This window comes from Streptomyces puniciscabiei (assembly GCF_006715785.1).
Taxonomy (GTDB): domain Bacteria; phylum Actinomycetota; class Actinomycetes; order Streptomycetales; family Streptomycetaceae; genus Streptomyces; species Streptomyces puniciscabiei.
Map to the genome: position 1 here is coordinate 5,123,722 of NZ_VFNX01000001.1, position 14,607 is coordinate 5,138,328.

Sequence of the window (14,607 nt, forward strand, 5' to 3'; positions counted from 1 at the left end):
ATCTTTGCACTTGTTCGAGGCGGACGAGACGCCGGGCTGGGGTGTGAGACGTCCCACTAGAGCGCCCCGAAGGGGCGTGGGGAACTGCGCGAACAACCCCCACGCCCCTGCAAGCCGCCGTACGACGGCCGGAATCGAGCTCTTGGGCGACCGTTACCCCAGGTCACCCGCCGCGGTCAGCTCCGCCAGCCGCACCAGCGTACGCACGGCCGATCCCGTACCACCCTTCGGCGTGTACCCGAACGGCCCGCCCTCGTTGAACGCGGGACCGGCGATGTCCAGGTGCGCCCAGGTGATCCCCTCGCCCACGAACTCGCGCAGGAAGAGCCCGGCGACCAGCCCGCCGCCCATCCGCTCGCCCATGTTCGCGAGGTCGGCGACCTGCGAGTCCATCCCCTTGCGCAGGTGCTCCGGCAGCGGCATCGGCCAGGCCGGCTCGCCGACCTCCTCCGCCGCCTCGTGCACCGCGGAGCGGAAGGCGTCGTCGTTGGCCATGACGCCGAACGTCCGGCTGCCCAGCGCCAGCATCATCGCGCCGGTGAGGGTCGCGACGTCCACGATGGCGTCCGGGTTCTCCTGCGAGGCCGCCCACAGCGCGTCGGCGAGCACCAGCCGGCCCTCGGCGTCGGTGTTGAGGACCTCCACGGTCTTGCCGCTGTACATGCGCAGCACGTCACCCGGGCGCACGGCGGAGCCGGACGGCATGTTCTCGGCCAGCGCCAGCCAGCCGGTGACGTTGACCTCCAGGCCGAGACGCGCGGCGGCGACGACGGCGGCGAACACGGCGGCGGCACCGCTCATGTCGCACTTCATCGTCTCGTTGTGCCCGGCCGGCTTCAGCGAGATGCCGCCGGAGTCGTAGGTGATGCCCTTGCCGACGAAGGCCAGGTGCTTGTCGGCCTTCGGGTGCTTGTACGACAGCTTCACCAGGCGCGGGGTGGCCGCCGAGCCGCCGCCGACGCCGAGGATGCCGCCGTAGCCGCCCTTGACCAGGGCCTTGTCGTCGAGCACCTGCACCTTGATGCCGTGCTCCTTGGCCGCGGTCTGCGCGATGCCCGCGAAGGCGGCCGGGGTCAGGTCGTTCGGCGGCATGTTGATCAGGTCGCGGGCGCGGTTCAGCTCCTCGCAGACCGCGACGGCGCGGGCGACGGCCCCCTTGTGGGCGGCGTCACGCGGCTTGCCGCCCAGCAGCGCGGCCTCGGCCAGCGGCGCCTTGCCGTTCTTGGCCTTGCCACCGTTCGCCTGCGGGCCGTTCTCCTTGTAGACGTCGAAGGAGTACGCGCCGAGCAGGATGCCCTCGCCGATCGCCCCGACGGCGCCCGGGCCGTCGACGGGCAGCGCGAACGCGGCCTTCTTCGAGCCGGCGAGCGCGCGGGCGGCGACGCCGGCGGCCTTGCGCAGCGCCTCGGCGTCGTAGCCCTCGCCGTCCTCGCTCTTGGCGTCCGGCTCCGTGCCCAGGCCGACCGCCACGACGATCGGGGCCTTGAAACCGGCCGGCGCGGGCAGCTTGGTCAGCTCGCCCTCGGCACCCGAGGCGCCGAGGGTCTCCAGGACGGCCGCCAGCTTGCCGTCGTACGCCTTGTCCACGGCTTCGGCGCCCGGCGCTACGACAAGGTCCCCAGACCTGGATCCAGCGCCCTTGGCGACACCGATCACGATCGCGTCGGCCCGCAGGCCGGGCGCCGCGGCGGTGCTGAGAGTCAGAGCAGTCACGGTGGTGAAATCTCGCTTCCGATGTGAAGTTGCTGTGGCCGAAGTGGGGTGGGTCGACCGGGCCCGAGAGCCGACCCTAGGTCCATACCTGGGCGCAGGTGGCAACCGGGGCCTTCACCCTGTCGGCGAACACCCGGGACGAGACTACGCGCGTGCGCCCGTTCGCTCATTCCTGCGGGCGTTCACCTGTGCGTGGCGTCGTGCTCACTTCCGCCTCCCCGGGGCGGGGGGCTCACCGCTGGAACGCGCTGCCCATCGGACCGGACTCCGCCCGCTGGAGCGCGCCCATGACCGAGGTGCCGGCCAGCCGGTCGGCGAGGGAGCGGCGACCGGGGAAGACCACCGTCAGGGCGTTGACCAGGAACAGCACCACCGCGATGGCCCACACCAGCACCGAGAGACCGAAGTGCCCCTCGATCAGCAGCACACAGGCCAGCGCGTACACCGCGACGTCGGCGACGGTGGTGACGGCGGCGCGGCGCAGGGCGTGCCGGGACAGCCGCGGGGTGACGCACAGGCCGAGCAGTCCCTTGCCGAGGGTGCGGCCGAGCAGCGCGAGGCAGGCCCACTGGTAGAGGAACGTGACGACGACGAGCGCGCCGAAGGCCTCCTCCACGTCCAGGACCACCGTGTCCCACAGGGACAGGCCGAGGTGTTCGGAGGCGCCGATGACATCACCGCGCGAGGTCACGAGGTCGAGGCCGCCCTTCGTGGCCAGCGAGGGCACGTCGGTGACGAGGGCGGTGACGCGGTGGAAGGTGAGGACGGCCAGCACGGCGGCCACCACCGCCACCAGTGCGAAGTCTATGGACCAGGCCAGGGCGCGGCGCAGCTTGAGCACGGAACTCCCCCGAATCACAACGCTCTTGTCCGTGTACGGCAGAGCAGCTTAGCGGCCCAGGGACAGCACGATGAGGGCGCTTGTCGCCGCCGTCTCCGCCAAAGCCCCGAAGACGTCCCCCGTCACCCCGCCGAACCGGCGCACGCAGCGGCGCAGCAGGAGGTCGGCCACGGCCAGGGACAGCAGGACCGCGGCCGCCGTACGCACGGCGTCGTACGGGCCCAGCGCCGTGCCCCAGGCCGCCGAACCGATCGTGAGGGCTGCCGTGACGGCGAGCGCGCCCGGTACCGGCACCACCCCGGCGACCGCCGCCCCCAGCCCCTCCGGGCGGGCGGCCGGCACTCCGGTGCGGGCGGCCAGGGTGAGGGCGAGCCGGGCCGTGACCGCCGAGACGACCGCCGCCAGGGCACCCCGCGCCCAGGAGTCGCCGTACAGCTGTGCCAGGACGGCGACCTGGGCCAGGAGCACCAGGACCAGGGTGATGACGCCGAACGGCCCGATGTCCGACTGCTTCATGATCCGCAGCGCGTCCTCGGCGGGCTTGCCGCTGCCCAGGCCGTCGGCGGTGTCGGCGAGGCCGTCGAGGTGCAGCCCCCGGGTGAGCGCCGCCGGTACGGCGACGGAGGCGACGGCGGCGAGCAGCGGGCCGGCGCCGAGCAGGAGCAGCAGCAGTCCGAGCCCGGCCGCGCAGAGGCCCACGGCCAGGCCCGCGGCGGGGGCGCTCAGCATCCCGCCGCGGGCGGTCCCGCGGTCCCAGCGGTGCACCCGGACGGGCAGCACGGTGAGGGTGCCGAAGGCGAAGCGGAGGCCGTCGAGGGGGGAGGACTTGCGCACCGGCGCAGGTTACCGGGCGGTCGCGGAGCCGCCGTCCACCCCCGGGGATAAGGTGCGCATATGGGGCACTGGTGGGTACGGAACATCGTCGAACCGGGCAAGCTCCCCTTGCTGCTGGCTCTCGCCGCCTTCCTGCTCACGTTCGTCGTCACCCGGGTGATCACCCGGCTGATCCGGGCCGGCAAGGGCCCGTTCGGGAACGTCAGGGCGGGCGGGATGCACATCCACCACGTCGTCCCCGGGGTCGTCCTCACCGTCGTCGGCGGGTTCGGCATGCTCGCCAGCGACTGGCACGGCGCGGCCGGCACCGTCGCCGCCGTCCTGTTCGGGATGGGCGTCGGGCTGGTGCTGGACGAGTTCGCGCTGATCCTGCATCTGGACGACGTGTACTGGACCGAGGAGGGCCGCAAGAGCGTCGAGATCGTCGTGCTCACCGCCGCCCTCGTCGGGCTGCTGCTCGCCGGGTTCGTCCCCTTCGGCGTCAACGACCTGTCCCCGCAGGAGCTCCAGGACCGCGGCGGCGCCCTCAGCACCATCGGCATGAACTTCCTCTGCGCGCTCATCGCCCTGAGCAAGGGCAAGGCGCGCGTCGCGGTCTTCGGGGTGGTCGTGCCGCTGGTCGCGCTGGTCGGCGCGGTACGGCTGGCCCGCCCCGGCTCCCCGTGGGCCCGCCGTTTCTACGGCCGCCGGCCGCGCGCCCGCGCCAAGGCCGCTCTGCGCGCCTACCGGCACGACCGCCGCTGGGCCCGGCGCAGCCGCGCCGTTCAGGACTGGATCGGCGGCAAGCCCGACCCGCGCCCGGCCCGGCTGCCGGACCGCCGCTGAACCCGCCACCGCATGCGGCCGTACACGTGGCGCGGCCTCAGGCGCAGCCGGTGTCCGTACCGGTGCCGCACCGCGACCGCGAGGCAGATCAGCCCCACGGCCATCAGCGCGGCCAGGTGCTCCTTGCCCGCCAGATTCTCCTTGACCAGCACCTCGGCGACCATCGCCAGGGTCACCGCGCCCGAGGTGACGTACGCGCCGTAGCGCCAGCTCACGAACACGGCGAGACCCACCACGGCCGCCGACGGACCGGTGTCCACCACCTGCGCGTCCGTCCACGGCAGCCCGAACGGGGCGTGCGCGCCCAGCGAGATGCCCACGCGCGCGTAGAGGGTTCCGGCGAGCGTGGCGGCGTACGCGATGACCAGCGTCCGCCACCAGCCGATGCACACCTCCGCGATCCCGAACACCAGCAGGATCTGGGTCAGCGCGCCCCACACCGGCAGATCCAGCGCCGGCACGAACAGCGACAGCGGCGTGCGCAGCAGGGCCAGCCACAGCGGGTCCTCGGCCCGTACGGCGCCCACGTCCTGCACGAACTGGTAGCCCCACGGCCGGTTCTGCACGTACTGCAGCAGGGCCGTCAGGCAGACCGCGCCGAGGGTCATCGGTGCCGCCCGCAGGCGCCGCTCCGGCAGGGCCGTGCGTACGGTGACGTACAGCGGCCCCCACTCCTCACGGGCCCAGCGGGCGAGCGCTCTCATCAGACGTTCCTCATCGGCCGTTGCTCAGCGGTGCGTGTCCGGGTGTCTAGCGGTGCGTGTCCAGGTGCCTGCGGTGCAGCCACTTCGGCAGTCCCGGCGCCTCCAGGAAGCCCTCCGCGCGGGCCGAGGCGAGGCCGATGCGCAGCAGGTCCGCGCTCTTCTCGAAGAGCAGGAACCGCGGCTCCCAGATGGGCCGGTACTTGGCGTTGGCGCGGTACAGCGACTCGATCTGCCACCAGCGGGAGAAGAAGCTGAGCAGCGACCGCCACAGCCTCAGCACCGGACCGGCACCGAGGCGCGCCCCACGTTCGAAGACCGACCTGAACATCGCGAAGTTGAGTGAGACCTGCGTGATCCCGATCTCGTCGGCGCGCCGCAGCAGTTCGATGACCATGAACTCCATCAGCCCGTTGTCGGAGTCCCGGTCGCGGCGCATCAGGTCCAGCGACAGCCCGCGCGGCCCCCAGGGCACGAAGGACAGCAGCGCGCGCAGCCTCCCCCCGGCGTCGGTGCACTCCAGCATCACGCACTGCCCGTCCTCGGGGTCCCCGAGCCGGCCGAGCGCCATGCTGAACCCGCGCTCGGTCGCCCCGTCCCGCCAGTCGTCCGCACGCTCGACGAGATACGCCATCTCGTCCGCCGGAATGTCCTCGTGCCGCCGGATCCGCACCTGGTACCCGGCCCGCTTCACCCGGTTGTACGCCTGCCGGACCGTCCGCATCGCCCGGCCCTCCAGGGTGAAGTCGGCGACCTCCACGATCGCCTCGTCGCCGAGTTCCAGCGCGTCGAGCCCGTGCCGGGCGTAGACCGTCCCCGCCTCCTCGCTCGCCCCCATCACCGCCGGGATCCAGCCGTGTGCCCGCGCCTGGGCAAGCCACGGCACGATCGCGCCCGGCCACGCCTCCGGATCCCCGAGCGGATCCCCGGAGGCCAGGCTCACCCCGCCGACCACCCGGTAGGCGACGGCCGCCTTGCCCGTGGGCGACCACACCACGCTCTTCTCCCGGCGCAGCGCGAAGTAGCCCAGCGAGTCCCGCTCGCCGTGCCGGTCCAGCAGGGCCCGCAGCTGCTTCTCGTCGTCCTCGGTGAGCGGGTCGACGGCGCGTCGGGAGCGGAACGCGGCGTAGAACACGGCGAGGACGAGGGCCGTGCTGAGCACGTTGATCGTGACGTTCGCCCAGTTCGGCGGGTCGATCCCGGGGAAGCGGGACTCGTCGGCGGCCACCGACACCAGGCGCAGGGCGCCGTAGTGCCAGCGCTCCCAGAAGGTCGAACGGGCCGCGTCCGGCGCCTGGTTGGTGACCGTCACCAGCAGCCCGGCCAGCAGGCTCGAGGCCAGCCCGCCGCCGACGGCGACCGTCGCCGCGAGCCGCGGGTTGGACCGGTCGCCCTTGGCGTAGAACTCCCGGCGGCCCACGAGCAGCGCGCCGAAGAACACGGTGGTGAGCCCCAGCGAGATCCAGTTCTGCGCATACCGCCGGATCTCCGGGAACGACACCATGGCGAACGCGAACAGGGCGAGGAAGGCGCCGCTGATCACCAGGTTGAGGATCCAGGCGGCCCGCTTCCGGCGCCGCATGGTGATCGCCAGGAAAGCGGTGAAGACGCCCGAGGCGAAGCCGGCCGTCAGCAGGTACGGGGTGAAGAAGTCGTCCTGATTGTGCCGGCGCACGTCCTGGCCGAGCGAGACCCAGACCGCGCTGAGGAAGTTGATGAAGGCGACGGTCCGCAGATACCAGACGGCGAAGGCGGCGGCCCGCCGGGAAGCCCCGGTGGACCGCCGCCCCTCCTCACCCGGACGCCCCGGCTCGACTTGCTGCGGCACGGCATTTCGGGCATCTCCCATGACGCAGGATCATATGGGTGTCGCTCCGGCGAACCTCACTTTTCCGCCGGGGGTTCGCCCGGAGCCGGTTACTCCTGGTCCGCGGTTTCCGGGCCGGCGGTCTCCTCCTCCGGCTCCTTCCCGGTCTCCGGCTTCTCGGGAAGCTCCGCGGCCAGCGCCGCCGCGGCCCGCACCAGCGGCAGAGCCAGCAGCGCACCCGTGCCCTCGCCGACCTTCACCCCCTGCTGCAGCAGCGGCTCCAGGGCCATCCGGTCCAGCGCCTTGGCCTGCCCCGGCTCCCCGCTGTCGTGCCCGGCCAGCCACCAGTCCGGCGCCCGGAAGGCGACCCGCTGCGCGACCAGCGCGCAGCCGGCGGCCACCACCCCGTCGAGGAGCACCGGCAGTTTCCGCACCGCGCACTGCAGCAGGAACCCGGTCATCGCCGCGAGGTCCGCCCCGCCCACGGTCGCGAGCAGCTGCAGCTGGTCCCCGAGCACCGGCCGCGCCCGCCGGAGCGCGTCCCGGATCGCCGCGCACTTGCGCATCCACGCCAGGTCGTCGATCGCGAGGCCGCCCCGCCCGGTCACCACCGACGCGTCCGTCCCGCACAGCGCCGCGATCAGCACCGCCGCGGCCGTGGTCCCGCCCACGCTGACGTCACCCAGCACCACCAGGTCCGTGCCCGAGTCGGCCTCCTCGTCGGCGACCGCGACGCCCGCGCGCAGCGCCGCCTCGGCCTCCTCCAGGGTGAGCGCGTCCTCGATGTCGATCCGGCCGCTGCCGCGCCGCACCCGGTGCCGTACGACGTCCTCCGGGAAGGAGTCGGGATCGCAGTCCAGGGCCATGTCCACGATCCGTACGGGAACCTCCTGCCGCCGCGCGAGCACGGACACCGGGCTCGCGCCCTCCAGCACGGCCCGCACCAGCTGCTCGGCACTGCCCGCCGGGCGCGCCGAGACGCCCAGCTCGGCGACGCCGTGGTCACCGGCGAAGAGGATCACCTTCGGCCGCTCCACGGTCCGTACCGGAACGGCACTCTGCGCGGCGGACAGCCACTCGCCCAGCTCGTCGAGGCGGCCCAGCGCCCCGGGCGGCACGATCTGGCGCTCCCGCCGGGCCTCGGCGTCACGGCGCACGCCCCCGTCCGGGCGCTCGATCAGATCGGTGAAGTCGTCCAGATTAAGCCTGCTCATTCGCCGAACAGTACCGCCAGAGAACGAACGCTTCCGCGCCACATGGCCACCACACCCCCATGACGTCGTTGCACCCAAGATCGGCATCCCATACGTTCCGGTTTGCAGCGGAATGTCGCCCAGGGAGCCGCCCATGCCGACCTCGCCCTTCACGCCGACGCCCCTTCCGCGGTCCTCCGACCCGTTCCTCGAACCGCGCCGCGAGGACTGCCCCTGGTGCGGTTCGGCACGCCTGCGCACCCGGGTGCGCGTGGTCGACCCCCTGCGGCACCGGCCGGGCCGGTTCGCCGTCGACCAGTGCCGCGACTGCGCCCACGTCTTCCAGAACCCCCGGCTCACGGCCGAGGGATTCGCCTTCTTCCACCGGGACTTCTACGAACGGCACCTGGAGGAGTTCACCGCGCGCGTCCAGTCCGCCCACGCCGTCCGCCGACGGCACCGGGCCACCGCCCGGAGGCTGTCGGCGCTGGCCGAGGCGGAGAGCTGGCTGGACGTGGGCACCGGCCACGCCCGTTTCCCCGAGGCGGCGAAGGAGTTCTTCCCCTACACGAGCTTCGACGGCCTGGACCCGACGGCCCGGGTGCAGCAGGCCCAACTGGAGGAGCGGGTCGAGGAGGCCCACCGCGGCTACCTCGCCACCCCCGGCATGACGGCCCGGCTGCGCGGCCGGTACGACGTGGTCAGCATGTTCCGGCATCTGGAGCACACCCCCGACCCGCGCGCCGAACTCCGCGCCGCCCTCATGGCCCTCCGCCCCGGCGGCCACCTCGTCGTCGAGGTCGCCGACCCCCGCTGCGGGTTCGCCGCGCTGCTCGGCAGGCTCTGGCTCCCGTACGGCCAGCCCCGTCACCTGCACCTGTTGCCCCTGGCAAATCTGCGGGCGGAGCTGGAGAGCCTCGGCTGCACGGTTCTGGTGATCGACCGTACGGATCCCCACGTGCCTCACGACCTGTCGGGCGCCGTGGCCCTGGCCTCGGCCCCGCATGCCGCACTGACCGCCGCCGCGGCGCCCGTGCGGGTGCTGGCCTCGGTTCTGGACCACGCCCTGGCACCCCTGCTGCGCCGCACACCGTTCTCCAACGCATACAGGATCGTGGCCCGCAAGGACCGTGGCTGACCGCGGGAGTGTGGTGGGCTGGTCGAGCCCACGCGGCGGAGCCGCACATCGATACCGCCCCGCGCCCCTTCGAGGGCGCCGGTGAGCGACCCCACCACGCACAGCCGATCACCGGGCGCCCCTCAACCCCGGAGCACCAACGCCTGCCCCGCCACCACCAACAGCACCTGCTCGCACTCCTCCCCGAACGCCGCGTTCAGCCGCCCGAGTTCGTCCCGGTACCGCCGCCCGGACGCGGTCGCCGGCACGATCCCCGACCCCACCTCGTTGGAGACGGCGACAACGGTCCGCCGAGTCGACCGCACCGCCTCCGTCAGCTCCCGTACCCGCGAGCGCAGCGTCTTCTCACCCCCGCCCGCCCACTCCGCGTCGTCCCACGCCCCGACGGCGTCCATGGCATCCGTCAGCCACAGCGAGAGGCAGTCGATCAGCAGCGGCGGCCCGTCCTCGCCCAGCAGCGGCACCAGGTCCGTCGTCTCCGCCGTACGCCACGACCCCGGCCGCCGCTCCCGGTGCGCGGCCACCCGCTCGGCCCACTCGCCGTCCCCGCCCCGCGTCCCGCCGGTCGCCACGTACAGCACGTCCGGGAAGGACGCGAGCCGCCGCTCGGCCTCCACCGACTTGCCCGAGCGCGCCCCGCCCAGCACCAGTGTCCGGCGCGGCACGTCCGGCACGTCCTCGTACGCGCCGACCGGGAGCGTCGTACCGTCCGGCACCGCCCGCGCCCCGGCCGCCGCCAGCCGGCGCCTGAGCTCCGCGCCGGGCGGCACGTCATGGTCGAGGTGGACGGCGAGCACATCGGTGGTCGGGCCGGCCGAACCCACCGCCCGCAGGCGTGCCAGCGCGTCCGGGCGGCCGACGACGTCCATGAGGACCATGTCGTACGACTCCGCCGTCGCCTCCTGAAGACCCGCCGGCGCCCCGCCCGGCGGCAGATACAGCAGCCGTTGTCCGTCCGGCCCGGTCACCGCGTAGCCGGTGCCGCCCGCGTCCATCGCCACGGCCCGTACCCGATGCCCCGTCAGCAGCGCCAACTCCCGTCCGTCGGGCACCCTCCCGGGCTGCGGCAGCCCGGCCGGCACCTCCACCGCCGGTCCGTCGTGCGGATGCGACAGCAGCACCTGACGCACCCCGGCGAGCGAATGCCCGGCCCGCGCCGCCGCGAACGCCGCGCCCGGCGTCAGGTCGAGCAGCAGCTCCCCGTCGACCAGCACGGCGGTGGCCGCGCGGGCGTCCGGCCCCAGCGCACCCGCGCAGGCGGCGCAGGGACAGCCGGGTCGCGGCAGCCCAGCCGGGGCACCAGTACCGAGCAGAGTGATTTCCACGGGATCGATTCTCACCTGTCTCAGCAGGTCTTGCGCTTCCGGCTAGGCTGCGAGCACGAGTTGGATCACTAGGAGGCCCACATGACGGCATGGACGTGGCGGTTCGAGAAGGCCGACGGGACGGAGGTCCAGCCGGCGGTCCAGCCCGAGGAGTTCACCACGCAGGGGGATGCCGAGTCCTGGATCGGCGAGCACTGGAAGGCACTCCTGGAGGGCGGCGCCGACCAGGTGCGGCTGTTCGAGGAGAACACCGAGATCTACGGGCCGATGAGCCTGCACGCCGACGCGGCCTAGCCCGTGCCCTGGGGTGCGGCCCCCGCGGCCGTGGGGGTCGTGCCCCTCGTCACTGCTCGCCCAGCGTCACCTCCACCGTCTTCCGGGCGCCGTCCCGCTGGTAGGTCACGGACGTCTTGCGGCCCGGGGTGTCCGCCGCCAGCGCCTCGGAGAGGGAGGTGATGGTGGTGATCGGCCGGTCGCCCAGCTTGGTGATGATGTCGCCCGGGCGCAGGCCCGCCCGGTCCGCCGCGCCGCCGTGCTTGACGCTGACCACCGCCACCCCGATGGGCCGGTAGCGGTCGTCCAGGACCGTCCGGCCGGTGATGCCGAGCGCGGCCCGCCCCGAGTCGGTGACCCTGCCTTCCTTGACGATCTGTCCGGCGATGGTCTTCACCATCGACGCCGGGATGGCGAACCCGATGCCGGGCGCCGCGCTGCCCCCGAGGGCGGGGTCGGCGGCGGCGAGCGTCGGGATGCCGATGACCCGCCCGGACAGATCGACCAGCGCGCCGCCGCTGTTGCCGGGATTGATGGCGGCCGAGGTCTGCACCATGTTCGCGAGGGTCGCGCCGGTACCCCCGCCCGGGACCTCGCTGACGGTCCGTCCGGTCGCCGAGACGATCCCCTGGGTCACGCTGGACGAGAGGCCGAGCGGCGAGCCCATGGCCAGCACGATCTGGCCGACCTGCACCTTCCCGGTGTCGCCGAACCTCGCCGCCCGCAGCCCGGCCGGCACCCTGTCCAGCTTGATCACGGCCAGGTCCTGCGCGGGGTAGGAGTACACCAGGCGCGCGGTGAGCGGCTCCTGGCTGTTGGCCGCGGTCACCTTGAACGTCTTCTGCGACTCGACCACGTGCGCGTTGGTGACGATGTGCCCCTTGCCGTCGTACACCACCCCGGAGCCCAGGGTGTGTCCCGCCTGGATCTGCACGACCGACGGCAGGGCCTCCTTGATGACCCTCTGGTACTGGCTCTGCAGATCACCCGCGGCCATCGGCACGGCATGCGGTGCCGTCGCCGTGGCCTCCTCGGGGGAGTTCGCGCTGCAGCTCGCCGCCACACAGCACACCAGCGCCGCGGCGGCCGCGACCCTCCGCAGGGCACGGATCGGGGAAGCGTCCATGCCCCGAGTCTCACCGCGCGCCGATCACCCGGCCCGCGCTGTTGGCCCGAACGGACTCAGCCCCGTACGCCGCACAGGTGCAGCAGCGCCGCCACCCGCCGGTAGGGGTCCGTGCGCCCGGCCCGCTCCTCGACCGCGAGCAGCGTGTGCAGGTCCTCCGGGAGCTCCGCGTCGTCCGCCGCCGTGTCCGTGAAGACGCGCACGCCGTACCAGGCGTGCAGGGGGGCCGCGATCCCGGCGAGCGTGGCGGTGAGCGCCGACAGCCGGTCGGCGCGGACGTCCAGACCCAGGCGGTTGCGATAGGCGGTCGTGTCGAAGGCGGCCAGGGCGCCCGCCCAGTCACCGGACAGGCCCGGCCGCATGGCGAGCGCGTCGCCGTTGCGGACGAGCAGGGAGAGGAGTCCGCCGGGGGCGAGCATCCGCGCCAGGCCCGCGACCAGCGGGTCGGGCTCCTCGACGTACATCAGCACCCCGTGGCACAGCACCACGTCGAAGCTGCCCGGCAGGAAGTGCACGCCGGTGTCCCGCCCGTCGCCCTGCACCAGCCGCACCCGCTCACGGATGCCCTGCGGCTCGGCGGCCAGCGCCGCACGCGCGGCGGCGATCATCGTCGCGTCCTGCTCGACCCCGGTCACCTGATGGCCGAGCCGGGCCAGCCGCAGCGCCTGCGTGCCCTGGCCCATCCCCACGTCGAGAACCCGCAGCCGCTGCCCGACCGGGAACCGCCCGGCTATCTGCTCGTCCAGCTGCCGTGCCACCAGCTCCTGGCGTACGACGTCACGCAGCCTGCCCAGCCTGCTCAGCCAGGCCTCGGCCGCGCCCCCGGTGAAGGCCTCTGCGCTCAGGGCCGCTCTCCGCGCTTGACCTGCGGCTTCGGCAGCCGGAGCCGGCGCATCTGGAGGGAGCGCATCAGGGCGTAGGCGACCGCGCCCCGAGTGTTCTCGTCCGGGAAGCGCTCCTTGAGGCGCTTCTTCAGCCGGAAGCCGCTGAACGCCGCGTCGAGCACGATCAGCACGATCACCACCAGCCACAGCAGCAGCGCGATCGACTGGATCGCCGGCACCCGCACCACGCTCAGCACCAGGATCACCACGGCGAGCGGCAGGAAGAACTCCGCCACGTTGAACCGCGAGTCCACCCAGTTGCGGGCGAACTTGCGGACCGGGCCCTTGTCCCGGGCGGGCAGGTAGCGCTCGTCACCGGTCGCCAGCGCCTGGCGCTGCCGCTCCAGGGCCTGGCGCCGCTCCTCGCGCTGGCGCTTCGCGGCCTCCTTGCGGTTGGTGGGCGTGTGGGCCACGCTGCGCCGCTGGGACTGGGCCTCACTGCGCTTGGGCGTGGGCCTGCCCTTCGGGGCCTGCGGGTCACGGGGCTGCTTGGAGAGGTTCACCTGCGCCTTGTCGGCGGTAGGGGCCTTCTCGTCCTTGGCACGGCTACGGAACACAAAACCCAAGGGTAAGGGCTTCACCGGCATGGACCCCAGCCCGGCCGGGAACGATCCGGCAACACCGGACGTCTGTAGGGGGACAGAGGGGACGTTCCGGTGGGGCCGGCGGGGGACTGGTGGGGGATCACCTACTCCTTGCGCCGGAGCGGTACCGTCCGCAGTCGTCCTCGGGGATGAGCGCATCCGTCCCCGAACAGTGCGGTAATGGAGTCAGGGCCCGTACTGTGGGTCCTGTCGCAGGATCTGTGAGCTGGAGTCCGTCAGAAGGGGGCGCGCGAAGCCCATGAGCGGTGTCATGAAGCGTATGGGGATGATCTTCCGCGCGAAGGCGAACAAGGCCCTTGACCGGGCCGAGGACCCGCGCGAGACCCTCGATTACTCGTACCAGAAGCAGCTGGAGCTGCTGCAGAAGGTCCGCCGCGGCGTCGCCGACGTGGCGACCAGCCGCAAGCGCCTGGAACTCCAGCTCAACCAGTTGCAGCAGCAGTCCTCCAAGCTGGAGGACCAGGGCCGCAAGGCGCTCGCGCTCGGCCGCGAGGACCTGGCCCGCGAGGCGCTGTCCCGGCGCGCCGCGCTCCAGCAGCAGGTCACCGACCTCCAGACGCAGCACGCCACCCTCCAGGGCGAGGAGGAGAAGCTCACCCTCGCGGCCCAGCGCCTGCAGGCCAAGGTGGACGCGTTCCGTACGAAGAAGGAGACCATCAAGGCCACCTACACCGCCGCCCAGGCGCAGACCCGGATCGGCGAGGCCTTCTCCGGCATCTCCGAGGAGATGGGCGACGTCGGCCTGGCCATCCAGCGTGCCGAGGACAAGACGCAGCAACTGCAGGCCCGGGCCGGCGCCATCGACGAGCTGCTCGCCTCCGGCGCCCTGGACGACCCGACCGGCATGGCCAAGGACGACATCGCGGCCGAGCTGGACCGGCTCTCCGGTGGTAGTGATGTAGAGCTGGAACTGCAGCGCATGAAGGCCGAGCTGGCCGGTGGCTCCCCTCAGCAGGCCATCGAGGGCGGCACCGGCCAGGGGCAGACCCAGCAGCAGCCGCAGGACACCCCGCGCTTCGACAAGCAGTAGCCCGGCGCCGGACCCGAGCCGAGGAGGCCGACGTGATCGTACGGATCATGGGGGAGGGCCAGGTGAGGCTGGACGACTCCCACTTCGTCGAGCTGAACAAGCTGGACGACGAGCTGCTGGCGGAGATGGAGAGCGGCGACGAGGCGGCGTTCCGCCGCACCTTCGCCGCGCTCCTGGACGCCGTCCGGCGACTCGGCACGCCGCTTCCCGACGACGCGCTGGAGCCCTCCGAGCTCATCCTTCCGGCGCCGGACGCGTCGCTGGAGGAGGTGCGGGCGATGCTCGCCGACGACGGGTTGATCCCCGGGTGAG

At 73.0% G+C, this 14,607-nt stretch carries 15 protein-coding genes; 5 read left to right on the top strand and 10 right to left on the bottom strand.

Annotated elements, in window-relative coordinates:
• Positions 1–153 precede the first annotated feature (153 nt).
• The 3 genes from FB563_RS23710 to FB563_RS23720 all read right to left on the bottom strand — a co-directional run bounded on the left by FB563_RS23710 (position 154) and on the right by FB563_RS23720 (position 3,388).
• The gene (locus FB563_RS23710) at positions 154–1,713 is read right to left on the bottom strand and encodes a leucyl aminopeptidase (RefSeq protein ID WP_055709710.1); all 1,560 of its coding nucleotides are present in this window, start codon (positions 1,711–1,713) and stop codon (positions 154–156) included.
• Positions 1,714–1,945: 232 nt separating this feature from the next.
• Entirely contained in the window at positions 1,946–2,554 is a 609-nt protein-coding gene (locus FB563_RS23715) for an RDD family protein (protein ID WP_234358035.1), read from the bottom strand.
• A 48-nt stretch (positions 2,555–2,602) separates the two neighbouring features.
• Positions 2,603–3,388 carry an adenosylcobinamide-GDP ribazoletransferase gene (locus FB563_RS23720; protein WP_055709711.1) on the bottom strand — a complete coding sequence of 262 codons (786 nt, stop codon included), beginning with the start codon at positions 3,386–3,388 and terminating at the stop codon, positions 2,603–2,605.
• A gap of 60 nt (positions 3,389–3,448) precedes the next feature.
• Here FB563_RS23720 and FB563_RS23725 point away from each other — a divergent pair, with 60 nt between their 5' ends.
• On the top strand, positions 3,449–4,213 hold the full coding sequence (locus tag FB563_RS23725; RefSeq protein ID WP_055709712.1) for a hypothetical protein: 765 nt from the start codon (positions 3,449–3,451) through the stop codon (positions 4,211–4,213).
• On the opposite strand, the gene FB563_RS43530 is transcribed toward FB563_RS23725, so the two are convergent.
• The 3 genes from FB563_RS43530 to cobT form a co-directional block, all read right to left on the bottom strand.
• The gene (locus FB563_RS43530; protein WP_055709713.1) at positions 4,153–4,917 is read right to left on the bottom strand and encodes a hypothetical protein; all 765 of its coding nucleotides are present in this window, start codon (positions 4,915–4,917) and stop codon (positions 4,153–4,155) included. The genes FB563_RS23725 and FB563_RS43530 overlap by 61 nt on opposite strands.
• A gap of 46 nt (positions 4,918–4,963) precedes the next feature.
• Positions 4,964–6,763, bottom strand: a complete 1,800-nt coding sequence (locus tag FB563_RS23735; protein ID WP_234358036.1) for a phosphatidylglycerol lysyltransferase domain-containing protein — start codon at positions 6,761–6,763, stop codon at positions 4,964–4,966.
• A gap of 68 nt (positions 6,764–6,831) precedes the next feature.
• Positions 6,832–7,935: a nicotinate-nucleotide--dimethylbenzimidazole phosphoribosyltransferase gene (cobT, locus tag FB563_RS23740; protein WP_055709715.1), complete on the bottom strand. Its 1,104-nt coding sequence runs from the start codon at positions 7,933–7,935 to the stop codon at positions 6,832–6,834.
• Between the two features lie 133 nt (positions 7,936–8,068).
• Between cobT and FB563_RS23745 the strand changes: the two genes are divergently transcribed.
• Positions 8,069–9,052: a class I SAM-dependent methyltransferase gene (locus FB563_RS23745; protein WP_055709716.1), complete on the top strand. Its 984-nt coding sequence runs from the start codon at positions 8,069–8,071 to the stop codon at positions 9,050–9,052.
• Between the two features lie 122 nt (positions 9,053–9,174).
• Here FB563_RS23745 and FB563_RS23750 read toward each other — a convergent pair whose 3' ends face one another.
• Positions 9,175–10,377, bottom strand: a complete 1,203-nt coding sequence (locus tag FB563_RS23750) for a bifunctional adenosylcobinamide kinase/adenosylcobinamide-phosphate guanylyltransferase (protein WP_055709717.1) — start codon at positions 10,375–10,377, stop codon at positions 9,175–9,177.
• Between the two features lie 81 nt (positions 10,378–10,458).
• Between FB563_RS23750 and FB563_RS23755 the strand changes: the two genes are divergently transcribed.
• A complete protein-coding gene (locus FB563_RS23755) occupies positions 10,459–10,671 on the top strand; it encodes a hypothetical protein (protein ID WP_055709718.1) in 213 nt (70 codons plus the stop codon).
• Positions 10,672–10,720: 49 nt separating this feature from the next.
• On the opposite strand, the gene FB563_RS23760 is transcribed toward FB563_RS23755, so the two are convergent.
• From FB563_RS23760 to FB563_RS23770, 3 genes are all read right to left on the bottom strand, one after another.
• The gene (locus FB563_RS23760) at positions 10,721–11,776 is read right to left on the bottom strand and encodes a S1C family serine protease (protein ID WP_055709719.1); all 1,056 of its coding nucleotides are present in this window, start codon (positions 11,774–11,776) and stop codon (positions 10,721–10,723) included.
• Between the two features lie 56 nt (positions 11,777–11,832).
• The gene (locus FB563_RS23765; protein ID WP_055709720.1) at positions 11,833–12,534 is read right to left on the bottom strand and encodes a class I SAM-dependent methyltransferase; all 702 of its coding nucleotides are present in this window, start codon (positions 12,532–12,534) and stop codon (positions 11,833–11,835) included.
• 83 nt (positions 12,535–12,617) lie between these two features.
• Positions 12,618–13,247, bottom strand: coding sequence for a DUF3043 domain-containing protein (locus FB563_RS23770; protein ID WP_208766306.1), 630 nt, complete (start codon positions 13,245–13,247; stop codon positions 12,618–12,620).
• A gap of 256 nt (positions 13,248–13,503) precedes the next feature.
• Here FB563_RS23770 and FB563_RS23775 point away from each other — a divergent pair, with 256 nt between their 5' ends.
• Both FB563_RS23775 and pspAA read left to right on the top strand, forming a co-directional pair.
• Positions 13,504–14,295 carry a PspA/IM30 family protein gene (locus FB563_RS23775; protein ID WP_142218880.1) on the top strand — a complete coding sequence of 264 codons (792 nt, stop codon included), beginning with the start codon at positions 13,504–13,506 and terminating at the stop codon, positions 14,293–14,295.
• 32 nt (positions 14,296–14,327) lie between these two features.
• Positions 14,328–14,606: a PspA-associated protein PspAA gene (gene pspAA / locus FB563_RS23780; protein WP_142218881.1), complete on the top strand. Its 279-nt coding sequence runs from the start codon at positions 14,328–14,330 to the stop codon at positions 14,604–14,606.
• The last annotated feature ends 1 nt before the right edge of the window (position 14,607 follow it).